This is a genomic window from Cellulomonas sp. Root137 (assembly GCF_001426725.1).
GTDB lineage: Bacteria > Actinomycetota > Actinomycetes > Actinomycetales > Cellulomonadaceae > Cellulomonas.
In genome coordinates this window covers 1,540,250-1,563,258 of sequence record NZ_LMFG01000001.1, presented here as the reverse complement: position 1 = coordinate 1,563,258, position 23,009 = coordinate 1,540,250, and the positions used below count along the sequence as shown (strand labels likewise).

Below are 23,009 nucleotides of genomic sequence, written 5' to 3'. Positions count from 1 at the left end.
CGGTCCCCGGAGCGGGGCCGCGCGGCCATGGTGCCAGATCGCGTTCCCGCGACAGGCTCAGGACGCGCGGTCCACCAGCGCGTCCGCGAACGACACGAGGGCGTCCTTCACCGGACCGGCCGGCAGCGGGTCGAGCTCGCGGACGGCGGCCTGCGCCAGCGCGACCGCGCGGTCGCGCGTCTCACCGACCACCGGGTGCACGCGCAGCGCGGCGACGGCCGAGGCGAGGTCGTCATCGCCCGAGAGGTCGCCGTCGAGGAGAGCGACCAGTCGCCGGTCCTCCTCCGTCGCGTCCGGGCCGGCGGCGCGGGCGCGCAGGAGCAGCGCCGGCATCGTCGGCACCCGCTCCCGCAGGTCGGTGCCGGGGGTCTTGCCGGTGACGTCCCCGTCGGAGGTGAGGTCGATGACGTCGTCCGCCAGCTGGAACGCCACGCCGATCTTCTCGCCGAACCCGGTGACGGTGGCCACGACGTCGGGCCGGCACCCCGCGAACATCGCGCCGAACCGGGCCGACGTGGCGATGAGCGACGCGGTCTTGTCCGCCAGCACCTGCAGGTAGTGGGCGACCCGGTCGTCCTCGGGCCGCGGGCCGACCGTCTCGTGCAGCTGACCGAGGCACAGACGCTCGAACGTGGCGGCCTGGATGCGGACCGCGTCGGGACCGAGCCCGGCCACGGTGGCCGACGCCCGGGCGAACAGCAGGTCCCCGGTGAGGATGGCGACCGAGTTGCCCCAGACCTCGTGCGCCGCCGGGGCGCCGCGGCGCAGCGGCGCGGAGTCCATGACGTCGTCGTGGTAGAGCGTGGCCAGGTGGGTGAGCTCGACGACGACCGCGGCGTCGACCACCTCACGCCGCGACCCGTCGCCCAGCTCCGCCGCCAGCAGGGTGAGCAGCGGACGCAGCCGCTTGCCGCCGGCGTTCACCAGGTGGCGCGACGCGTCGTCCGCCAGGGGGTCCACGTTGGTCACCGCGTCCCGCAGACGCTCCTCGACCAGCGCGAGCCGCACGGCCAACCGGTCGGCCAGGTCAGGATCGGCCAGCGGGAAGGCCGTCAGGGAAGTCACGGCTAGAACCTATCCCGGCGCAGCGACCGCGCCCGACAGGCGGGGCACTCAGGGCAGGAATGCCGCCACGCCGTCGATCAGCTCGAGCACCGGGGACGGGAACACGCCGAGAACGACCGTGAGGATCGCGCAGACCGCGATCGCGACCACGGCGAACCCCTCGGTCCCCACGACCGTCGTCGTGACCGTGGAGCGGGCCTCGACCACGACCGCGGTGTCCCCGATCGCCGCGAAGCCGTCGCCCGAGGGCGCCGCCACCGCCGTGCCCGTGGCCTCCTCGTCGGTCCCCGCCGGCTCCGTGAAGAACATCAGCACGATGATCCGCACGTAGAAGAACACCGCCGCCGCCGACGCCAGGACGCCGATGAGCGCCAACGGCCAGGCGCCGCCCTCGACCGCCGCGGAGAACACCGAGAACTTCCCCGCGAAGCCGGCCGTCAGCGGGATGCCGGCGAACGACAGGAGGAACAGGGCGAACGTGAGGGCGAGCAGCGGGTGGGTGCGGCCGAGGCCGGCCCACTGCGACAGGTGGGTGGCCTCGCCGAGGACCGCCCCCGGTCCCTCGCCGGACCGCTCGCGCACCAGCCAGACGATGCCGAACGCGCCGATCGTCGCCGCCCCGTAGACCAGCAGGTAGAAGAGGACCGCCGTGATGCCGGCCTGGTTCAGCGCGATGATGCCCGTGAGGATGAACCCGGCGTGCGCGATCGAGGAGTACCCCAGGACGCGCTTCATGTCCGTCTGCACCAGCGCGGCCACCGTGCCGACGACCATGGTGAGGATCGCGACCGTCCAGAGCACCACGCCGAGGTCCCATGCCAGGCCCGGGAGCATCGTGTAGACGATCCGCAGGAGCGCACCGAACGCGGCGGCCTTGGTGCACGCGGCCATGAAGCCGGTGATCGGGGTGGGCGCACCCTGGTAGACGTCCGGCGTCCACGTGTGGAACGGCACCGCGCCGACCTTGAACAGCAGGCCGGACAGGATCAGCACGGACCCGACGAGCAGCAGGCTGTCCAGCCCGCCGGGCACCTGCGTGGCCTCGGCGATCTCGGAGTACCGCAGCGAGCCGGAGTAGCCGTAGACCAGCGCGATGCCGAACAGGAGCAGCGCGGAGGAGAACGCGCCCAGCAGGAAGTACTTCATCGACGCCTCCTGCGAGAGCAGGCGACGCCGCCGGGCCATGCCCGTGAGCAGGTACAGCGGGAGCGAGAGCACCTCGAGGGCGACGAAGAGCGTGAGCAGGTCACCCGTGGCCGGGAAGATCAGCATGCCGCCGGTGGCGAAGAGCACGAGCGGGTAGACCTCGGTCTGCCGGACGCCCTTGCGGCGCGCCAGCTCCTCGTACTCCGAGCCCGGGACCGCGGCGGCGTTGGGCGCGAACGCGTCCTCCCCCGTCTCCGTGCGGTCCGCGATGATCAGGAGCGCCAGCAGGGCGAGCAGGGCGATGGTGCCCTGCAGGACGAGGGTCGGTCCGTCGACGAGCAGCGACCCGCCGAGCACGACGGTCCCGCCCGTGTCCTCGACCCCGCTCCACAGCGCCGCGACCGCGATGATCGCGCCGAAGAGCGCGGCGAGCGCGAGGGACAGCTGCACGGTGCGCCGCGCGCGGACGGGCACGAAGGCCTCGACCAGCACGCCGAGCACGGCGGCGATCAGCACGATGACGACGGGGCTCAGGGCGGCCCAGTCGACGTCCGGTGCGACGAAGTCGGTCACTGGTCGCTCCCTTCGTCGTCGGTGATGTGCGAGGTGGCGGCGACGGGCACGTCCTGCACGCCCACCTGCTCGAGCGTGACGGACGCGGGCGGCCGGACCAGGTCGAGCGCGGGTCCGGGCACGAAGCCGAACACCACCATCAGGGCGAGCAGCGGGGCGACGACCCACTTCTCCCGGGTCACCGCGTCGGGCATGGTCGCGAGCTCCGGGCGGACCGGGCCGGTGAACATGCGCTGGTACGTCCAGAGCACGTAGACCGCGGCGAGCACCACGCCGAGGCTCGCGACGATGGCCGCGGCCGGGTGCCGGGCGAACGTGCCGACCAGGACGAGGAACTCGCTGACGAACGTCGACAGGCCCGGCAGCGACAGCGCCGAGAGGCCCGCCACGAGGAACGTCCCCGCGATGACCGGCACCACCTTCTGCAGCCCACCGAAGTCGGCGATCTGCTGCGACCCGCGACGGGCCACCAGGAAGCCGGCGATGAGGAACAGGGCGGCCGTCGAGAGGCCGTGGTTGACCATGTAGAACGACGAGCCCGCCACCGACGTCGAGGTGAACGCGAAGATCCCCAGCACGATGAAGCCGAAGTGCGAGACCGACGTGTAGGCGATCAGGCGCATCAGGTCCTTCTGCCCGATCGCGAGCAGCGCCCCGTAGAGGATCGAGATCACGGCCAGCACGATGACCACCGGCGCTGCCCAGCGGGAGGCGTTCGGGAACAGCGGCAGGCAGAGCGTGAGCATCCCGAACGTGCCGACCTTGTCCAGCACGCCGACCAGCAGCGTGGAGGTGCCGGCGGGGGCGTTCTCGGCGGCGTCGGGCAACCAGGTGTGCACGGGGAACATGGGCGCCTTGATGGCGAACGCCAGGAAGAACGCGCTGAACATGAGCTTCTCGGCGGTCGGGTCGAGCGTGAGCCCCGTGAGGTTCTCCGTCAGGAAGCCCTGCGGCCCGCCCGGTCCCTGCAGGTACAGGGCGATCACCGCGACGAGCATGATCAGCCCGCCGGTCAGCGAGTACAGGAGGAACTTCACGGCCGCGTACCGCCGCTGCGCCCCGCCGAACAACCCGATCATGAAGTAGACCGGGATGAGCATGGCCTCGAACAGGACGTAGAAGAAGAACACGTCGCGCGCGGCGAACACCGCCACGATGAACGCCTCGAGCAGCAGGACGAGGGCCAGGTAGCGGCGCAGCTGGTCGGTGGCGACGGTGAGCGCGCCCTGCTCGCGCCAGGCGGCCAGCACCACCAGCGGCACGATCAGCACCGACATGAGCACCAGGATCAGGCCCACGCCGTCGACGCCGACCGCGTAGGACACCCCGAACGCGGGGATCCAGCCGTGGACCTCGGTGAGCTGGACGGCGCCGGCGTCGGCGACGTCGAAGGCGGTGAGCGCAGCGACGCCGAGCAGGAGCTCGAGCAGCGCCACGCCGAGCGCGACGGCCCGGGTGCGGCCGGCCGGGAGCACCCACAGCGCCACCGCGCCCAGCAGGGGCACGACGATGAGGGCGGTCAGCCAGGGGAAGGAGGACGACATCGGTGTGAGCACTCCTCAGTTCTGGATGACCAGGACGGCGACGACGAGGACGACGAGCCCGAGCAGCATCGACGCGGCATACGACCGGACGTACCCGGTCTGCAGCCGCCGCGCCCATCCGCCCAGCACGACGGTGGACAGGCCGACCCCGGTGACGGTGCCGTCGATGGCCGTGCGGTCCGCGTACACGAGCGAGCGGGTGAGCGCCTGCCCCGGCTCGACCAGCAGGACGTCGTTGACCGAGTCCTGGTAGAGGTCGACGCGGGCGGCGCGGGTGAGCTCCGTGCCCACCGGGGGGATGACGGGCACCTGCGAGATGGCGTACCGCCGCCAGGCGATCACCACGCCGACGATCACGAGCCCGAGCGTGAGGACGGTGATCACCCAGATGGGCAGCACCGGCTCCTCGTGCTCGGGGTGCCCGAGCACCGGCGCGAGCCAGTCGACGAACCGACCACCGAGGTTCAGGAAGAACCCGAGTCCGATCGACCCGATGGCCAGCACGATCATCGGCCACGTCATGAGCCTCGGGGACTCGTGGGGGTGCTGCGCCGTGCCGTCGCGCTTGGTGGACCAGCGGCGCTCGCCCTCGAACGTCATGAAGAACAGCCGGGACATGTAGAACGCGGTGATCCCGGCGCCCAGCAGCGTGATGCCGCCGAACACCCAGGCCCGCCACGGCGACCCGTCGACCGGCACGAACGCGGCCTCGATGATCTTGTCCTTGCTGAAGAACCCGGAGAACGGTGGGACGCCGATGATGGCCAGCCAGCCGGCCATGAACGTCAGCCACGTGATCGTCATGTACCGCGCGAGCCCGCCGAAGCGGCGCATGTCCACCTGGTCGTCCATGCCGTGCATGACGGAGCCGGCGCCGAGGAACATGCCGGCCTTGAAGAAGCCGTGCGTGATCAGGTGGAAGATCGCGAACGCGTACCCGACCGGGCCGAGGCCGGCGGCCAGGATCATGTAGCCGATCTGGGACATCGTCGAGGCGGCCAGCGCCTTCTTGATGTCGTCCTTGGCGCAGCCGACGATCGCCCCGAACAGCAGGGTGATGGCGCCGACGATGACCACGACCAGCTGGGCCGTCGGAGCGGCGTCGAACAGGGGTGCCGACCGGACGATGAGGTAGACGCCGGCGGTCACCATGGTCGCCGCGTGGATGAGCGCGGACACGGGCGTCGGGCCGGCCATCGCGTCGCCGAGCCAGGACTGCAGCGGGAACTGTGCCGACTTGCCGCACGCGGCCAGCAGGAGCATGAGCCCGATGGCGGTGAGCGTCCCCTGGCTCGCGCTGCCCTCGACGCCGCTGAGCACCGTCCCGAAGTCCACGGCGCCGAAGGTCGCGAACATCAGCCCGAGCGCGATGATCAGGCCCAGGTCGCCGATGCGGTTGGCGACGAACGCCTTCTTGGCGGCGACCGCGTAGTCGTAGTGGTGGTTCCAGAACCCGATGAGCAGGTACGACGCCAGGCCGACGCCCTCCCAGCCGACGAACAGCAGCAGGTAGCTGTCGGCCAGCACGAGGATGAGCATCGCCGCGACGAACAGGTTGAGGTACGCGAAGAACCGGCGGCGGTCGGCGTCGTGCTCCATGTACGCCACGGCGTAGACGTGGATCAGGGTGCCGACGAACGTCACCAGCAGGACGAACGTCAGCGACAGCGGGTCGAGTCGCATCCCCGCGTCGAGCTGGAAGGCGCCGGCGTCGATCCAGGTGCCCAGCGACACGTCGATCACGCGGGCGTCGGCCGACCGCTGCAGCATGGCGACGAACACGATCGCGGCGACCACGAAGGAGGCCGTCGACGCCAGCACGCCGAGCCAGTGTCCCCACCGGTCGGACCGGCGGCCCGACAGCAGGAGCACCGCGGCGCTCAGCAGCGGGAGGCCGACGAGCAGGGGTGCGACGAGCAGCACCCCGCTGCGCACGATCTCGCTCGCGGGCTCGAAGCTCTCGGACGGCAGGCTGGCCACCAGAGTTGTCAGGCTGTGCACGGCCCCTCAGCTCTTCAACAGGTTGATGTCGTCGACCGAGGCCGAGCGCCGGGTGCGGAAGATGGCCACGATGATCGCGAGCCCGACGACGACCTCGGCGGCGGCGACGACCATCACGAAGAACGCGAGCACCTGCCCCGTCAGGTCACCGTGGATCCGGGCGAACGTGACGAGCGCCAGGTTCGAGGCGTTGAGCATGAGCTCGACGCCCATGAACACGATGATCGCGTTCCGGCGCAGCAGCACCGTCGTGGCGCCGATCGAGAACAGCAGCGCGGACAGGACCAGGTAGTGGGTGAGGCTCACTTGCCGTCCTCCTGTCCGATGACGCCCGAGGTGCCGGTCGACGGCCCGTTCTGGCCCGTGTCGCTCACGGCGGCGCCGAGCTCAGGCGCGTTCGCCGACGCTCCCTCGGGTGCCGCCAGGGGTGGTGGGGTGCCACGGACCTGGGAGGCGCCCGCGAGCACCCGCTCGGTCCGCGCGGCGAACTCCTCCGCGTCGGCCTCCTGGCCGCGGATGCGCAGCACGCGGGACACCGAGCTCTCGATGGGCTGGCCGTCAGGCCCGAGGGCCGGGACGTCCATCGCGTTGTGGCGGGCGTACACGCCCGGGGCCGGCAGTGGCGTGAGGGTCGCACCGGCCGCGACGCGCGCGTCGGCCCGCTCCCGCTGCCCGACGCGTGGCGTGAGGCGCTGCCGGTGCGTGAGCACGAGGGCGCCGAGCGCGGCGGTGACCAGCAGGGCGCCGACGACCTCGAACGCGAACACGTACTCGCCGAAGATGATGTGCGCGACGCCGGTGGGGTTCTGCGAGCTCGCCTCGCCGCTCAGGCCGAACGGCTTGCCGTAGCTGGCACGGCCCACGACCCCGACGAGCACCACGCCGAGCCCGGCGCCCGCCAGCAGGCCGATCCAGCGCTGCCCGCGGATGGTCTCCACCAGCGAGTCCGAGCTGTCGACGCCGACGAGCATGAGCACGAACAGGAAGAGCATCATCACGGCGCCGGTGTAGACGACCACCTGCACGACCCCGAGGAACACGGCGTCCTGCGCGACGTAGAGGAACGCCAGCGAGATCATCACCACGACCACCGAGAGCGCGGCGTGCACCGCCTTCTTGGCGAACAGCAGGCTCAGGGCGGCGAGGACCATGATCGGCCCGAGCGTCCAGAACAGCACCGCCTCGGCGGTCGTCGTCTCCCCCGTCTCGAGCAGGGTCGTGGCCAGGCCTCTCATCGCTTCCCCTGCTTCGTCGCGGCGGCCACGGTCGCGGCCATGACGGCAGCCGTCTCACCGGGCACGTTCGCCGCATCCAGCCCCGCGCCGCCGGGCAGCGTCGGGTCGTCGGGACGGTGCTCGGTGACCCACGCGGCCTGCGCCGGGGTCGAGGCCGTGACGGCCCCGCGGTAGTAGTCCGTGTCGGTGGTGCCCTCGACCATGGGGTGCGGCGCCTGGAGCATCCCGCTGCGCAGCGGGGCCAGCAGGTCCTGCTTCTCCCAGATCATGCCGGCACGCGTGGGACCAGCCAGCTCGTACTCGTTGGTCATGGTCAGCGCGCGCGTCGGGCACGCCTCGATGCACAGGCCGCAGAAGATGCACCGCAGGTAGTTGATCTGGTAGACGCTGCCGTACCGCTCCCCCGGCGAGCGCTGGTTGTCGGGGGTGTTGTCCGCGCCCTCGACGTAGATCGCGTCCGCGGGGCACGCCCAGGCGCACAGCTCGCACCCGATGCACTTCTCCAGCCCGTCGGCGTACCGGTTGAGCTGGTGACGACCGTGGTACCGCGGCTTGGTCGGTGCCTTCTCCGACGGGTACTGGTCGGTGACCGTCGGCCGGAACATGTTCGAGAGCGTGACGCCGAACCCGCCGACCGGGGCGAACAGGTCGGAGAGCGGACCGCGCGGCTCGATGAGGGACTGGTACCCCTCCTGCGGGGCCGCGACCTCGCCGGCGCGCGGCTTCGGCGCGACGGCCTTGCCCTTCGCGGGCTGGGCCGGAGCCGGCTTGCGGACGGGCTTGCGCTGGTCAGCCACCGTGCACCTCCTGGGTGACCTGGGGGGTCGTCGAGTTGTCGGTGTCCGCCGCAGCGGCTGCGTCCGCGGCTGCCCGCCGCTTGCGCGGAGACGGCGGCAGGACCTGCCCCGGCAGCGGGGGCACGGGGTACCCACCGGCGTACGGGTCGTACACCTGCGGACCGGGCGGCCGCTTCGGTGCGGGCGGCTGCTTCTTCTCCGGGACGAGGAACGAGATGAGCAGGCCCAGCAGCACGATCCCGGCGAGCACGAACAGGATCGTGCGCAGGTCCAGGCCGGAGAACTGCCGCACACCCTGGACGACGCCCACGCAGACCACCCACGCGAGGGCCGCGGGGATGAGCAGCTTCCAGCCGATCTTCATGAACTGGTCGTACCGGAACCGCAGGACGGAGCCGCGGATCCAGACGAACACGAACATGAGCAGCCAGAGCTTGGCCAGGAACCAGAGCACGGGCCACCAGCCCGAGTTGAACATGCCGTCGTTGATCGCGGAGATCGGCCACGGGGCGCGCCAGCCGCCGAGGAACAGCGTGGTGGCGACCGCCGAGACGTTGAGCATGTTGATGTACTCGGCCAGGAAGAACCAGGCGAACTTCATCGACGAGTACTCGGTCATGTACCCGGACACCAGCTCGCCCTCGGCCTCCGGGAGGTCGAACGGCAGGCGGTTGGTCTCCCCGACCATCGAGATGATGTAGATGATGAATGCCGGGAGCAGGGGCAGGAACCACCACACCGCGGTCTGCGACGTGACGATCTGCGACGTCGACATCGAGCCGGCCAGGATGAACACGCTGACCAGCGACAGTCCCATCGCGAGCTCGTAGCTGATGACCTGCGCGGTCGAGCGGACCGCTCCGAGCAGCGGGTACGTGGACCCGGACGACCAGCCGCCGAGCACGATCCCGTACACGCCGACGGACGCGCAGGCGAGGATGTAGAGGACGGCCACCGGGAAGTCGGTGAGCTGGATCGGGGTGTTCACGCCGAACATGCTCACGTTGGGTCCGAACGGGATGACCGCGAACGTCAGCAGCGAGCAGAACACCGCGATCATGGGCGCCACGATGTAGACCAGCTTGTCCGCGGCCTTGACCGTCATGTCCTCCTTGACCAGGAGCTTCATGGCGTCCGCGAGCGACTGCAGCAACCCGAAGGGGCCGTGCACGTTGGGGCCGGGCCGCACCTGCATGCGGGCGACGACCTTGCGCTCGAACCAGATGGCGATGAGCACGCTGGTCAGCAGGAACACGACGATGGCGACGGCCTTGATCAGCCAGATCCACCACGTGTCGTTGCTGAAGTCGGCGGTGACGGGTGCCACGGCCTCGCCGAGGATCCTCATGCGCTGGCCTCCAGGTCACGAGCACCCGGCGCGAGGCGCACCAGGTGACCCGCGTCGGCGTGCAGGGCGTCGCGGACACCGGCGCCGACCGCGTTCGTCGGCAGCCACACCACGTGGTCCGGCATCTCGGTGACGACCGCCGGGAGCGTGAGCGAGCCCGCGTCGGTGGACACGGTCAGGCTGCCGCCGTCCTCGACGCCGACCGCGGTGGCGGTGCCGGCCGAGATGCGGGCGACGGGGCGCTTGGCGGTGCCGGCCAGGAACGGTTCCCCCGACTGCAGGCGACCGCCGTCCAGCAGCTGGTGCCAGGTGGCCAGCACGGCGGTGCCCGGGGACACGGCGGGCGGCTCGGCGGCGGGCACGTCCGGCGCACCCACGCGGGTGCCGTCCCAGCCGCCCAGCTGGTCGAGCTCGTCGTGCACGGCACCGATCGTCTGCAGGCCGAGCTCGACGCCGAGGGCGTCGGCCAGCCGGTCCAGGACGCGGTGGTCGGCCATCGAGTGCGACACGAGCGCCTGCGGGAACGGGCGCGGGCGCCCCTCCCACGTGACGAAGGTGCCGGGCTTCTCGGTCGGCGGCGCGACGGGCAGGACGACGTCGGCGCGGTCGGTGACCTCGGAGTGCCGGACCTCGAGCGAGACGACGAACGTGGCCCGGTCGAGCGCCTCGCGGGCGATGGCCGGGTCCGGCAGGTCCGCGAGCTCCAGCCCGCCGACGACGAGGCCGCCGAGCTGACCGGCACGAGCGGCGGCGAGGATCTCGGTGGTCGAGCGACCGGGCTCGGCAGGCAGGTGGTCGACGCCCCAGGCGGCGGCCAGGTCGACCCGAGCGGCCGAGTCGGCGACCGGACGGCCGCCGGGCAGCAGCGAGGGCAGCAGACCCGCCTCGACGGCGGACCGCTCCCCGACGCGACGCGGGACCCAGGCCAGCCGTGCGCCGGTGCGCTGCGCGAGCCGCACGGCTGCGGAGAAGCCACCGGGCACGCCCGCCAGGCGCTCGCCGACGAGGACGAGAGCGCCGGCGGTGCCGAGCAGCGTCGCCGTCTCCGCGAGCGCGGGGTCGGTGCCGATGCCGTCGAGCACCTCGGCCTCGGTCCCGGGCGCCGCGGGCAGCAGGGTGCCCGACAACCGCTCGAGGCCACGGCTCGCCAGGGCGGCGACCGAGAGCACCCGGAGCTTGCGGGAGACGACCGAGTCGCGCAGGCGCAGGAACGCGATCCCCGCCTCCTCCTCGGCCTCGAGGCCGACGAGCAGCACCGCGGGGGCGCGGTCGAGGTCCGCGAACGTGACCTGGAGCGTGCGGCCGGCGACGTGGTGACCGAGGAAGGTCTCCTCCTCCGCCGAGTGCGGGCGGGCGCGGCCGTCGACGTCGTTGGTGCCGAGCGCCACGCGGGCGAACTTGCCGTACGCGTAGGCGTCCTCGAGCGTCAGGCGTCCGCCCGGCAGCACGGCGACGCCGATCGCCGTGTCACGCGGGTCGTCCGGCTGCTGGGCCGCGCGCAGGCCGGCGGCGGCGACGTCGAGCGCCTCCACCCAGCTGGCCGGCTCGAGCTCGCCGTCGGCGTTGCGGACCAGCGGGGTCGTGATGCGGTCCGGCGCGGACTGCCACGTGAACGCGAAGCGGTCCTTGTCGGTGATCCACTCCTGGTTGACCGTCGGGTCCTCGCCCGCCAGCCGCCGCAGCACGACGCCGCGGCGGTGGTCGATGCGGATGGCCGAGCCCTGCGAGTCGTGCTCGCCGATGCCGGGCGTGGAGACCAGGTCGAACGGGCGGGACCGGAACCGGTACGCCGCGCTGGTCAGGGCGCCGACCGGGCAGATCTGCACGGTGTTGCCGGAGAAGTACGACGCGAACGGACGACCGGACGTGTCCTCCGCTGAGGCGCCGAGCGGGGCCTCGCCGGCGAACCCGAGCACGTTCGTGTCGAACGTGCCGATCTGCTGGTTGGCGCCGCGCTTCTGGAGGTCGATGAACACGTCGCCGGCGATCTCCTCGGAGAACCGGGTGCAGCGCTGGCACAGGATGCAGCGCTCGCGGTCCAGCAGGATCTGCGTGGAGATCGCGATCGGCTTGGGGAACGTCCGCTTCACGTCGACGAACCGGGTGCTGGCGCGGCCGTTGCTCATCGCCTGGTTCTGCAGGGGGCACTCGCCGCCCTTGTCGCAGACCGGGCAGTCGAGCGGGTGGTTGATGAGCAGCAGCTCCATGACGCCGTGCTGGGCCTTGTCGGCCTCCGGCGACGTGTGCTGCGTCTTGACCTGCATGCCGGGCGTGGCCTCGAGGGTGCAGCTGGCCTGGGGCTTCGGCATCTTGGCCAGGGCGCCGTCGCGTCCCGGCGCCCAGACCTCGACCAGGCACTGGCGGCACGCGCCGGCCGGGGCGAGCAGGGGGTGGTCGCAGAAGCGCGGGATCTGGATGCCCAGCTGCTCGGCGGCGCGGATGACCAGGGTGCCCTTGGGCACGGCGGTCTCGATGCCGTCGACCGTGAAGGTCACCAGCTCACCCTCGGGCGCCACGGGCGCGACCGGCGCGGCCGGGACGAGGGAGGTCGTCGGCCCGGAGGACAGGATCGTCATGCGTGCACCCCAGCGAGCTCGTGCTTCGGCGTGTAGACGAACAGGGAGCTGTTCTCCGGCGGGAAGAGCACGTCCGCGGGGGTGTGCGTCCCGGCGACGAACTCCTCGCGGAAGTACTGCACCGCCGAGGTGATCGGGCTGGTGGCGCCGTCACCCAGGGCGCAGAACGCCTTGCCGAGGATGTTGTCGCACAGGTCGAGCAGCAGGTCGATGTCGGCGAGCGTGCCCTGCCCCGCCTCGATCCGCTGCAGCACCTGCGTCAGCCAGTACGTGCCCTCGCGGCACGGCGTGCACTTGCCGCACGACTCGTGCTTGTAGAACTCCGTCCATCGCGTGACGGCGCGGACGACCGAGGTGGTCTCGTCGAAGATCTGCAGCGCGCGAGTGCCCAGCATCGAGCCCGCCGCGCCGACCGACTCGTAGTCCAGCGGGACGTCGAGGTGCTCGGCGGTGAAGATCGGGGTCGACGAGCCGCCGGGCGTCCAGAACTTCAGCTCGTGGCCCTCGCGGATGCCGCCGGCCATCTCCAGCAGCTCGCGCAGCGTGATGCCCAGGGGCGCCTCGTACTGACCCGGCCGCGTGACGTGCCCGGACAGGGAGAACAGCCCGTGGCCGGTGGACTTCTCGGTGCCCATGGACTTGAACCAGTCCGACCCGCCCACGACGATGCCCGGCACCGACGCGATCGACTCGACGTTGTTCACCACGGTCGGCCGCGCGTACAGGCCCGCGACGGCGGGGAACGGGGGCTTGAGCCGTGGCTGGCCGCGCAGGCCCTCGAGCGAGTCGAGCAGCGCCGTCTCCTCGCCGCAGATGTACGCGCCGGCACCGGCGTGCAGGGTGATCTCCAGGTCGAAGCCGGAGCCGAGGATGTCGGTGCCGAGGTACCCCTTGGCGCGGGCCTCCTCGATCGACTTCAGCAGGCGGCGGTAGACGTGCAGCACCTCGCCGCGCACGTAGAGGAACGCGTGGTGGCAGCCGATCGCGTAACTGGTGATGATCATGCCCTCGATCAGGTGCTGCGGGCTGGCCATCATGAGCGGGATGTCCTTGCAGGTCCCCGGCTCGGACTCGTCCGCGTTCACGACGAGGTAGCGCGGTCCGCCGTCGGGCGCGGGCAGGAAGCCCCACTTCATGCCCGTCGGGAAGCCGGCTCCCCCGCGCCCGCGCAGGCCGGAGTCCTTGACCATGGTGACGACGTCGGCGGCCGGCAGGCTGAGTGCCTTGCGCAGGCCGCGGTAGCCGCCGGCGTCCTCGTACGACGCGAGCGTCCAGGAGCGGTCGGCGTCCCACGTGTCCGTGAGGACCGGGGTGAGGGTCGTCGCCATCACGACTCCTTCGCGTCGTCGGAGGACTGCTTCTTCTGCTCGGCGGCGGGCGACACGTCCGCCGGGGTGGTGACCGGGCGCTGCGCGCTCGACTGCTCACCGCCGACCTTCGGCTCGGTGCTGCCGCCGGGTGCCGCCGTCGTGCCGGTCGGGAACTCGGGAGCCGTCCAGTGCTCGGCCCGGGCCAGCTCGACGCCGCGCAGGGTCGGCACGCCGGCCCCGACGCCCTCGTCGGCACGCCCGTCGCCGAACCCGGCCAGCACGCGGGACATCTCCTTGAACGAGCAGACGCTCGCCGCGCCGCGCGTCGGGACGACCGGCTTGCCGGCGGTGAGGTCGTCGGCGATCTGCCGGGCGGTGTCCGGGGTCTGGTTGTCGAAGAACTCCCAGTTGACCATCACGACCGGCGCGTAGTCGCACGCCGCGTTGCACTCGACGCGCTCCAGGGTGATGACCCCGTCGTCGGTGGTCTCGTCGTGCCCGATGCCCAGGTGGTCCGAGAGGTCCTCCCAGATGGCGTCGCCGCCCATGATCGCGCACAGCGTGTTGGTGCAGACGCCCACCGTGTACGTGCCGTTGGGGTGCCGCTTGTACTGCGTGTAGAACGTGGCGACCGCGGACACCTCGGCGGTGGACAGGCCCAGGTGGGCCGCGCAGAACGCGATGCCCCGGGGGCTGACGTAGCCGTCCTCGGACTGCACCAGGTGCAGCATCGGCAGCAGCGCGGACCGCGCCTGCGGATACCGGGCGACGATCGCGTCCGAGTCGGCCGTGAGCCGCGCGTGCGTCTCGGCGTCGTAGCTCGTCTTGTGGACGCGGCTGGTCTCGATGCTCATCGGTCCACCCCTCCCAGCACCGGGTCGAGGGACGCGACGGCGACGACGACGTCGGCCACCTGCCCGCCCTCGCACATGATCGACGTGGCCTGCAGGTTGTTGAACGAGGGGTCCCGGAAGTGCGCGCGGTACGGCCGCGTCCCTCCGTCGGACACCAGGTGCACGCCGAGCTCGCCGCGAGGGTGCTCGACCGTCTGGAACACCTGACCGGCCGGCACGCGGAAGCCCTCGGTGACCAGCTTGAAGTGGTGGATCAGGGCCTCCATCGAGGTGCCCATGATCTCCCGGATGTGGTCGAGGGAGTTGCCCATGCCGTCCGACCCGATGGCCAGCTGCGCCGGCCAGGCGATCTTCTTGTCCTCGACCATGACCGGCCCGGGGCCCATCTTCTGCAGGCGGTCCAGGGTCTGCTCGACGATCTTCATCGACTGGTAGCACTCCTCGACGCGGAGCACGAGGCGCCCCCAGGAGTCGGCCGACTGCGCGACGGGGACCTCGAAGTCGTACGTCTCGTACCCGCAGTACGGGTCGGCCTTGCGCACGTCGTAGGGCAGCCCGGCCGATCGGAGCACCGGCCCGGTGATCCCGAGCGCCATGCAGCCGGACAGGCCGAGGTAGCCGACGTCCTTGAGCCGCAGGTGCAGGATCGGGTTGGCCATCATGAGGTCTTCGAGCTGCTTGAAGTAGCCGCGGACGAGCACCAGCGCCTCGCGGATGGTGTCGATCGCGCCCGGCGGGATGTCCTGCGCGACCCCGCCCGGGCGGATGTACGCGTGGTTCATGCGCAGGCCGGAGATCAGCTCGAAGATCTTGAGGATCTCCTCGCGGGCGGTGAAGCCCACGGTCATGATCGTCGTGGCGCCCAGCTCGTTGCCGCCCGTGGCCAGGCAGACCAGGTGCGAGGTGATCCGGTTGAGCTCCATCATCAGCACCCGGATGACGGTGGCCCGCTCGGGCACGTCGTCGGTGATGCCCAGCAGCTTCTCGACCGCGAGGCAGTACGCGGCCTCCTGGAACAGCGGCGCCACGTAGTCCATGCGCGTGCAGAAGGTCACGCCCTGGGTCCAGGTGCGGAACTCCATGTTCTTCTCGATGCCGGTGTGCAGGTAGCCGATGCCCGCGCGGGCCTCGGTGACCGTCTCGCCGTCGATCTCGAGCATGAGCCGGAGCACGCCGTGGGTCGACGGGTGCTGCGGGCCCATGTTGACGACGATCCGCTCCTCGCCGAGACGAGCAGCCTCCTCGGCGATCTCGGACCAGTCGCCGCCGGACGCCTCGAAGGACGGGACGCCCTCGGTGTCGGCGTCCACGACGTGCGCGGTGGATCGGGGTGTCTGGGTGGTCATCGGTACGACCTCCGCTGGTCCGGGGGCGGCACGGTGGCGCCCTTGTACTCGACCGGGATGCCCCCGAGGGGGTAGTCCTTGCGCTGCGGGTGGCCCGGCCAGTCGTCGGGCATCTCGATGCGGGCCAGACCCGGGTGACCGTCGAAGATCAACCCGAAGAAGTCGTACGTCTCGCGCTCGTGCCAGTCGTTGGCCGGGTACACCGACACGGTCGACGGCAGGTGCGGGTCCGAGTCCGGGACCGCGACCTCGAGCCGCAGCCGGCGCGAGTGGGTCACCGAGACCAGGTGGTAGACCGCGTGCAGCTCGCGGCCGGCGTCGTGCGGGTAGTGCACGCCCGAGACGCCCAGGCTGAGCTCGAACCGCAGGTCCTGGTCGTCCCGGAGCACCTGCGCCACCTCGACGACGTGCTCGCGCGCGATGTGCAGCGTGAGCTCCTCGCGGTCGACGACGACGGACTCGACGGCGTGCGCGAAGCCGGTGCCGGACTCGTCCAGCACCTCGGTGAGGATGTCCACGACCTCGTCGAACCAGCCGCCGTACGGCCGCTCGCTGGGCCCCGGGAGCGCGATCGCGGTGACCAGCCCGCCGTAGCCGGAGGTGTCACCCGTGCCGCTGGCACCGAACATGCCGCGCCGGACGTCGACGACCTCGATCTGCGTCCGGCCCTCGGTGGGAACGTTCTGCGACCCGGCCTCGAGCGCCGCCTCGCTGGTCTTCTGCGCCCCCGTCGTCGCGTCGCCCGGCTTGGCGGCGTCGGCGGCGTCGGTCTTCTCCGTCACTTCAGCAGCCCCGTCATCTGCGACGTCGGCGTCGCGGCCAGCGCGGCGGCCTCGGCAGCGGCGGCCGCTTCCTTGCGGTTGACGCCCAGCGGCTCGTTCTCGATCTGCTCGTGCAGCGCGAGGATCGCGTTGATGAGCATCTCGGGCCGCGGGGGGCAGCCGGGCAGGTAGATGTCGACCGGGATGATGTGGTCGACGCCCTGCACGATCGCGTAGTTGTTGAACATGCCGCCGGAGCTGGCGCAGACGCCCATGGAGAGCACCCACTTGGGCTCGGACATCTGGTCGTAGACCTGACGCACGACGGGGGCCATCTTCTGGCTCACGCGGCCGGCGACGATCATGAGGTCCGCCTGGCGCGGGGACGCGCGGAACACCTCCATGCCGAAGCGCGAGATGTCGAACCGGCTGGCGCCGGCGGCCATCATCTCGATGGCGCAACAGGCCAGCCCGAACGTGACCGGCCAGAGCGACGCCTTGCGGAAATAGCCGACCAGGTCCTCGACCGTGGTCAGCAGGAACCCCGAGGGTGCCTCTTCGATGCCCATCTCAACACTCCTTCGACGAGGCGGTCAGTCCCACTCGAACCCGCCGCGCTTCCACTCGTAGACGAACGGGACCGTGATGAGCACGAGGAAGCCGATCATCGCGACCAGCCCGAACAGGGCCAGGTCCGCGAAGCTCACAGCCCACGGGTAGAGGAAGACCACCTCGATGTCGAAGATGATGAAGGTCATCGCGACCAGGTAGTACTTGATCGGGAAGCGGCCGCCGCCGATGGCGTGCGGGGTGGGCTCGATGCCGCACTCGTACGCCTCGAGCTTGGCGCGGTTGTACCGCTTGGGGCCGAGGATCACGCTCGCGCCGACGCCACCGAGGGCGAGCACGGCGGCGATGCCCATGAGGAAGAGCAGCGGGACGTACGGGTTGCTCATCGTGCGTCACTCCACTTCGTTGTGGTCGGCGGCCTCATGCGGCCGGGGCGATCCGCGCCAGGCCGGCGATCACCCGGTCCACCAGGTCACCGCCCTTGGGCTCGTAGCAGTCGGACAGGAGCTTGAGCACGAACTTCATGACGAGCGGCCGCGGCAGACCGTACCGCGTGCACACCCGCATGACCTCGGGGTGCTCGATCAGCCGCACGAACACCCGGCCGAGCGTGTAGTAGCCGCCGAGGTCGTCCTTCATCCTGCCCTGGTACGTGGCGAACGCGCGCTCGCGACCTGCGGCGGTCCCGCGCGCGAGCCCCTGGGAGATGGCGTCGGCCGCGACCCGGCCGGCCTGCAGGCCGTACGCGATGCCCTCGCCGTTGAACGGGCTGATCATCCCGGCGGAGTCGCCCGCCAGCAGGAGACCGTTGCCGTACAGCGGTCCCCGGTTGAACCCCATGGGCAGGGCCGCGCCCTTGACGGGACCGACCTGGTTGTCGGGCGTGAACTCCCACTCGGCGGGCACGTGCCGCATCCAGGTGGCGAACAGCTTCTTGTAGTCGACCTTCGTCGGCGCCGCCGTCGAGGCCACCGAGCCGAGCCCGACGTTCGCGGTGCCGTCGCCGAGCGAGAAGATCCACCCGTACCCGGGCATGAGGTTGCCGTCGTCGTTGCGGAGCTCGAGGTGGCTCTCCATCCACGGGTCGTCGTGCCGCGGTGTCTGGAAGTAGGTGCGGACCGCGACACCCATCGGGCGGTCCATGCGCTTCTCCAGGCCCATCCCCGTGGCCAGCCGGGCGGAGACCCCGTCGGCGGCGATGACGACCGGCGCCCGGTACGTGACCGTCTCGCCGTCGACCTTGGCGTGCACCCCGACCACGCGGCCCGAGCGCTCGTCGCGCACCGGTCCGGTGACGGTGGTGCGCTCCTGCAGCTTGGCGCCCGCGGTCCGCGCGTGGTCGGCCAGCGTGTGGTCCAGCGACATCCGTGACTTCGCGAGCCCGTACGAGGGGTAGCTGGACAGCTCCGGCCACGCCAGCTCGAGGCGGTGGCCCCCGCCGATCACACGCAGCCCCACGTTGCGGATCCAGCCGTCCTGCTCCCGGATGGGCAGCCCCATCCGCACCAGCTCGGCGACCGCGCGCGGCGTCAGCCCGTCCCCGCACACCTTGTCCCGGGGGAACTCCGACTTCTCCAGGAGCAGCACGTCCAGGCCCGCGGAGGCGCAGTGGAACGCGGCAGCGGACCCCGCTGGGCCCGCGCCGACGACGATGACGTCCGCGTCATCCATCGCTGCATCCACCACTGGAGACCCCACTTGTGACGTTGTTCACGCACTGCTCCGGCGAGTGTAACCAGCGCCCCAAGGGCTGTCTGCGAAGGCTTTCCTTACTTCACGGAAGGGGGTGAGGAACATGCCGTGAAGTGCCGGTCGACCGCCCGGGAAACCCCGGCGAGCGGGCGCAGACGTGCCGCCTCGAGGCACATTGTTCACCCGCCGGGGCGGGGCCGTACAGACGGCGACGACGACGACGGGTCAGGCGTCCGCGCGACGGGAGTGGCGACGGGCCGCGAGGAGGAGGACACCCAGACCGAGCGCCGCGAACGACACCCCGAGAACGCCTGCGACGTCGGCGCCCGTGTGCGCGAGCCCGCCGGCGCCGCCCGACGGCGGACGGGCAGCCTGGGAGACCCCGGCCGGGGAGGTGGGCGTGGCGGTCGGCGTCGGGACCACCGCGGGGCCGGCGCCGGTCTGCACCAGCGTGACCGACTCCAGGACGGCCGCCACGCGGACGCTGCTGGACAGCGAGGACGACGCCGCGAACGTGACGACGAGCGGGATCCGCGCCGAGGCGCCGGGCGCGAGCTCGGGTCCGTGCCAGCTGGTGCCGCCGGGCACGGGCGTGCCGTCGATGCTCAGCGAGAGGTCACCGGCGAAGGTCCCCGGGGTCACGCCCAGGTCGTCGGCGACCTCGAGGTCCACCCGCGCCGGGTCGCCCGAGCTGTTGCGGACCCAGAGTGCCGAGGAGAGGACGTCCCCGGGCACGACCGCCGCCGGCGAGGAGAAGAGCATGCCGGGGAGCGCGGCCGACCAGGACGTCCCGTCGAGGGACAGCTCGAGCCGGTCCACCGCGAGCGCGGGACCGGCCGGGCCGACGACCAGACCACCGGCCACCAGCACGACGCCCGCCCAGGACGCGCCCCGCGCGCGCCTCATCGGTCTCGCCCGGCAAGGAGCGCGACCCCGAGGACGACCCCCGTCAGGACCACCAGCGTGACGACGACAGCCGGCGCGGCCGCGCGGCGCGGGCGTGCGTCCGGCGGCGGGCTCGACGGCGTCGGCAGAGCACGCACGGCGACGGAGGACCCGACGTCGGCGGGGACGGGACCGACCGGTGCGCTCGCGGGGACCTCGTCGGCGGTCCGGCGCCGGACGCGGTCCCGCACACCGGCGCCGACGAGCACGAGCCCGTAGAGGATGAGCGCGCCCGCCACCGACTTCAGCAGCCAGCCGGGACGGTTGATCCCGACCCAGGTGTTCAGGTAGCCGAGGTACGGCACGTGGTAGGCCACCACGCCGCGGACCTGGACCGCGCGCACCGGGTCGTCGTCGACGTTGTTGGCGTCGCCCCGCGTGACGACGAGGCGCTCGCCCTCTCCCGTGAACCCGACGCCGACGACGCGGTGCGTGACGACCTCCGGCTGGTTGGAGTGCAGCTGGTAGGTGAGGACGTCGCCGATGTCGATGCTCTCGACGGGGACGACGCGGGTCACGACGAGGGTGCCCGGCGGCAGCGTCGGCTGCATGCTGCCGGTGAGGATCGTGTAGGGCGTGGCGTGGACGGCCAGCGGCACCACGATCATCACCAGCGCGACCAGGACGAGGGCCACCAGCGCGAACGACGAGATCGCCGCGGTGACGTGGTCGACGCGGCGGGGCGGGCGGGCCGGGAGCGGCGTGGTGGCGTCCATCAGCAGTGCATGTCGACGACGCCGAGGAGGTTCTCGCCGTGCGCCGTCACGGCCGCCGAGGCGGTGGAGACCAGCCTGCCGGTCGGGTACACGGCGAACGCCTGCACGGTGATGGTCTGGTCCCGCACGCGGTCGGCGTTGTTGGTGCCCAGCTGCGTGGAGACGACGGAGACCGAGGTCGCCGTCGTCTCGGTCGTCGCGGAGGGGAACGAGCTCTGCCCCCCGGCGTCGTTGACGAACAGGACGCGGTACCGCACCTGCGTCGCACCCGCCGGGACGGCGACGGCGTTCCAGGAGACGACGACCGGGTCGTTCTGGAAGTTGAACGAGGGGTTGCAGGTGGCGTCGACCCCGCCCGGGGCTGCCAGTGCGGGCGCCGTGCCGGCGGCCGTGGCGCTGGCCGAGGCCATCCACCAGGCCCACGCCGAGGCCGAGCCCGCGAGCAGGAGGACGAGGGTGATCACGACGACGGACAGGACGCGCGAGCGCGCGGCGCGCACACCGGTCATCGGACCCCTCCTTCCTCGTCGCCCCGCGGGACTGTGCTCAGTTGGTCGAGCGGTTCTCCGCCGACACCGGTATCGAGACGCTGAGCGCCTGGCCGGCGGTGAGCGGGGTGGCGGCGGTGAACTCGACGCAGTGCTGCGCCGTCGCCGTGCCCGCCTGGATCGTCGTCTGCGACCACGGCAGCGCCAGGGTGGCCCCCGAGCACGACGCCGTGGGGAAGACCCTGACCGTGCCTCCGGCCGCGACCGGGGTCCCGAGCGAGTAGACCCACCGACCGTTCCCAGTGCGGGCCACGGAGAGCACCCCGGTCCTCACCGAGCCCGGCGCGGCGGCCGTCAGGTTCAGCGGCACCGCCCACGTCGTGGTCACCGCGAAGGTGCCGGACTGCAGTGCGGGACCGCTGCCGACGGCAGCCCCGCGCGACCACGCGGCGTAGGCCGTGGCGCTCCCCGACAGGAGGAGCGCCACGACCACGATCGCCAGGAGACGGAGGCGCACGGTGCAGGGTCGATCAGGGGAAGGTGACCTGGGTGAGGTTCAGCGTCGCACCGGCGAGGCTGACGCTCTTGCCCATGGTCGTCGCCGCGTCCGAGCCCGCCGTACCGAAGTTCCAGGTGACGATCGAGGTCACCGTGACGTCGAACGTCACGTCGGCCGAGCCGGTGCCGGGCGTCACGGTGAGGACAGAACCAGGGGAACCGGTGATCGTCGCGCCGGCCGGCGCGGTGGCCGACAGCGTCGTGGCCGCGGTGAGCGCCGCCGTGAGGTTGGCGTCGCCGGAGATGACCGGGGCCAGGTCGAGGTCCGCGGTGAACTTGAGGCGGTCACCGCGAGCGGTCACCGTGAAGACCTGCGTCCGCTTGACCACGTCGCCCGGGACGATGCGCGAGTTCGTCGCGTCGAACGTGCCCGCGCCCGAGTTCCAGGCCCACACCGGGGTGAGCGCGCCCACCTTGGGGACGATGGTCAGCGAGCCCGAGCTGATGCTCGAGCCGGCAGCGACCGCCGTACCGGTCTTCCATGCGGCCATCGTGCCCGCGCCGCCCAGCAGCAGTGCCACACCGGCGCCTACCGCGATGGCGCCCTTCGTCGTCTTGCGCATGTCCATGCCTCCCGTAGCCGAGGCCGGTGACAACGACCGGCTGCGAGGGCTCTCGGCAGGGCGGAGACCGAACTGAGCGGTTGAGAACCGTCATCATCCGATCGTGGAGAGTCACGGAGGGGCTACCACCCGAACACTTGGGAGTCCAGTGGAGGAAAACGCGTGAACCGGACTGTCCGGGGGCTACGCCGAACGGGCGATGGCGTCTGTGGCCGGACGGGTCCCCCGGTGCAGGGCGACGATGCCGCCCGAGAGGTTCCGGTACGCCACGTGGGACCACCCGGCGTGCTTGATGAGCAGGCCGAGCGCGTTCTGGTCCGGCCACTCGCGGATGGACTCGGCCAGGTACACGTACGCCTCGGGCTCCTTGGAGACCGCGCGGGCGACGGGTGGCAGCGCCCGCATCAGGTAGTTCTGGTAGACCACGCGGAAGGGCGTGAAGGTGGGGCGGGAGAACTCGCAGACCACCAGCCGACCGCCCGGCTTGGTCACCCGCAGGAGCTCGGCGAGGGCGGTCTCGACGTCCTGCACGTTGCGCAGCCCGAACGACATGGTCACCGCGTCGAACGACTCGTCCGCGAACGGGAGGTGCAGCGCGTCGCCGGCGACGAACGACAGGTCGGGGCGCCTGCGCTTGCCCACCTCGAGCATGCCGACGGACAGGTCGCACGCGACGACGCGGACTCCCGCGTCGGCCATCGGCTCGGACGACGTGCCGGTGCCCGCGGCGAGGTCGAGCACGGTCTCACCGGGCTGGGCGCCGACGGCCTTGAGCGTCGCCTTGCGCCAGGCACGGTCCTGACCGAGCGAGATGACGTCGTTGGTCCGGTCGTAGCGGTGGGCCACCGCGTCGAACATGGCGGCGACGTCCTGGGGGTCCTTGTCGAGGGAGGCACGGGACATGTGTCCATCGTCGCAGGT

At 71.6% G+C, this 23,009-nt stretch carries 22 protein-coding genes; all 22 read right to left on the bottom strand.

All coding sequences use genetic code 11. The annotated features are described in order from the left end of the window. Window positions 1-57: 57 nt before the first annotated feature. Window positions 58-1,065: a polyprenyl synthetase family protein gene (locus ASD18_RS07440; RefSeq protein ID WP_056088788.1), complete on the bottom strand. Its 1,008-nt coding sequence runs from the start codon at window positions 1,063-1,065 to the stop codon at window positions 58-60. Between the two features lie 48 nt (window positions 1,066-1,113). Then, window positions 1,114-2,784 (bottom strand): NADH-quinone oxidoreductase subunit NuoN, encoded by a 1,671-nt coding sequence (gene nuoN, locus ASD18_RS07435; RefSeq protein ID WP_056088786.1) that lies wholly within the window; start codon window positions 2,782-2,784, stop codon window positions 1,114-1,116. Beyond that, window positions 2,781-4,328: an NADH-quinone oxidoreductase subunit M gene (locus ASD18_RS07430; protein WP_056088783.1), complete on the bottom strand. Its 1,548-nt coding sequence runs from the start codon at window positions 4,326-4,328 to the stop codon at window positions 2,781-2,783. Before ASD18_RS07430 ends, nuoN begins: the two co-directional genes overlap by 4 nt. Before the next feature lie 15 nt (window positions 4,329-4,343). Continuing rightward, window positions 4,344-6,329, bottom strand: a complete 1,986-nt coding sequence (gene nuoL, locus ASD18_RS07425) for an NADH-quinone oxidoreductase subunit L (RefSeq protein WP_082573636.1) — start codon at window positions 6,327-6,329, stop codon at window positions 4,344-4,346. A 6-nt stretch (window positions 6,330-6,335) separates the two neighbouring features. Next, the gene (gene nuoK, locus ASD18_RS07420) at window positions 6,336-6,635 is read right to left on the bottom strand and encodes an NADH-quinone oxidoreductase subunit NuoK (protein WP_056088780.1); all 300 of its coding nucleotides are present in this window, start codon (window positions 6,633-6,635) and stop codon (window positions 6,336-6,338) included. Next, window positions 6,632-7,564, bottom strand: a complete 933-nt coding sequence (locus ASD18_RS07415; protein WP_056088777.1) for an NADH-quinone oxidoreductase subunit J — start codon at window positions 7,562-7,564, stop codon at window positions 6,632-6,634. Before ASD18_RS07415 ends, nuoK begins: the two co-directional genes overlap by 4 nt. Beyond that, window positions 7,561-8,238, bottom strand: coding sequence for an NADH-quinone oxidoreductase subunit NuoI (nuoI, locus tag ASD18_RS07410; protein WP_056091775.1), 678 nt, complete (start codon window positions 8,236-8,238; stop codon window positions 7,561-7,563). The genes ASD18_RS07415 and nuoI overlap by 4 nt, the downstream gene beginning before the upstream one ends. A 115-nt stretch (window positions 8,239-8,353) precedes the next feature. Continuing rightward, a complete protein-coding gene (nuoH, locus tag ASD18_RS07405; protein WP_056088776.1) occupies window positions 8,354-9,709 on the bottom strand; it encodes an NADH-quinone oxidoreductase subunit NuoH in 1,356 nt (451 codons plus the stop codon). Continuing rightward, window positions 9,706-12,285 carry an NADH-quinone oxidoreductase subunit G gene (locus ASD18_RS07400; RefSeq protein ID WP_056088773.1) on the bottom strand — a complete coding sequence of 860 codons (2,580 nt, stop codon included), beginning with the start codon at window positions 12,283-12,285 and terminating at the stop codon, window positions 9,706-9,708. The genes nuoH and ASD18_RS07400 overlap by 4 nt, the downstream gene beginning before the upstream one ends. After that, window positions 12,282-13,613 carry an NADH-quinone oxidoreductase subunit NuoF gene (gene nuoF, locus ASD18_RS07395; protein WP_056088770.1) on the bottom strand — a complete coding sequence of 444 codons (1,332 nt, stop codon included), beginning with the start codon at window positions 13,611-13,613 and terminating at the stop codon, window positions 12,282-12,284. Before nuoF ends, ASD18_RS07400 begins: the two co-directional genes overlap by 4 nt. Next, window positions 13,613-14,449: an NADH-quinone oxidoreductase subunit NuoE gene (gene nuoE / locus ASD18_RS07390; RefSeq protein WP_056088767.1), complete on the bottom strand. Its 837-nt coding sequence runs from the start codon at window positions 14,447-14,449 to the stop codon at window positions 13,613-13,615. The genes nuoF and nuoE overlap by 1 nt, the downstream gene beginning before the upstream one ends. After that, complete coding sequence (locus ASD18_RS07385) at window positions 14,446-15,795, bottom strand: NADH-quinone oxidoreductase subunit D (protein ID WP_056088764.1); 1,350 nt, start codon at window positions 15,793-15,795, stop codon at window positions 14,446-14,448. Before ASD18_RS07385 ends, nuoE begins: the two co-directional genes overlap by 4 nt. Continuing rightward, complete coding sequence (locus ASD18_RS07380) at window positions 15,792-16,577, bottom strand: NADH-quinone oxidoreductase subunit C (protein WP_056088760.1); 786 nt, start codon at window positions 16,575-16,577, stop codon at window positions 15,792-15,794. The genes ASD18_RS07385 and ASD18_RS07380 overlap by 4 nt, the downstream gene beginning before the upstream one ends. Next, entirely contained in the window at window positions 16,574-17,125 is a 552-nt protein-coding gene (locus ASD18_RS07375; RefSeq protein WP_056088757.1) for an NADH-quinone oxidoreductase subunit B family protein, read from the bottom strand. The genes ASD18_RS07380 and ASD18_RS07375 overlap by 4 nt, the downstream gene beginning before the upstream one ends. A gap of 24 nt (window positions 17,126-17,149) precedes the next feature. Beyond that, window positions 17,150-17,512: an NADH-quinone oxidoreductase subunit A gene (locus tag ASD18_RS07370; RefSeq protein ID WP_056088754.1), complete on the bottom strand. Its 363-nt coding sequence runs from the start codon at window positions 17,510-17,512 to the stop codon at window positions 17,150-17,152. Window positions 17,513-17,546: 34 nt separating this feature from the next. Continuing rightward, complete coding sequence (locus ASD18_RS07365) at window positions 17,547-18,797, bottom strand: geranylgeranyl reductase family protein (protein WP_056088751.1); 1,251 nt, start codon at window positions 18,795-18,797, stop codon at window positions 17,547-17,549. Between the two features lie 246 nt (window positions 18,798-19,043). Beyond that, window positions 19,044-19,724 carry a hypothetical protein gene (locus tag ASD18_RS07360; RefSeq protein ID WP_156387913.1) on the bottom strand — a complete coding sequence of 227 codons (681 nt, stop codon included), beginning with the start codon at window positions 19,722-19,724 and terminating at the stop codon, window positions 19,044-19,046. After that, window positions 19,721-20,479, bottom strand: a complete 759-nt coding sequence (locus ASD18_RS07355; RefSeq protein ID WP_056088745.1) for a signal peptidase I — start codon at window positions 20,477-20,479, stop codon at window positions 19,721-19,723. The genes ASD18_RS07360 and ASD18_RS07355 overlap by 4 nt, the downstream gene beginning before the upstream one ends. Beyond that, on the bottom strand, window positions 20,479-20,988 hold the full coding sequence (locus ASD18_RS07350) for a hypothetical protein (protein ID WP_056088743.1): 510 nt from the start codon (window positions 20,986-20,988) through the stop codon (window positions 20,479-20,481). The genes ASD18_RS07355 and ASD18_RS07350 overlap by 1 nt, the downstream gene beginning before the upstream one ends. 37 nt (window positions 20,989-21,025) lie before the next feature. Beyond that, the gene (locus ASD18_RS07345; RefSeq protein WP_056088740.1) at window positions 21,026-21,484 is read right to left on the bottom strand and encodes a hypothetical protein; all 459 of its coding nucleotides are present in this window, start codon (window positions 21,482-21,484) and stop codon (window positions 21,026-21,028) included. Between the two features lie 13 nt (window positions 21,485-21,497). Next, window positions 21,498-22,088, bottom strand: a complete 591-nt coding sequence (locus ASD18_RS07340) for an alternate-type signal peptide domain-containing protein (protein ID WP_162251732.1) — start codon at window positions 22,086-22,088, stop codon at window positions 21,498-21,500. Window positions 22,089-22,271: 183 nt separating this feature from the next. After that, on the bottom strand, window positions 22,272-22,991 hold the full coding sequence (locus ASD18_RS07335; RefSeq protein WP_056088735.1) for a demethylmenaquinone methyltransferase: 720 nt from the start codon (window positions 22,989-22,991) through the stop codon (window positions 22,272-22,274). Window positions 22,992-23,009 lie beyond the last annotated feature (18 nt).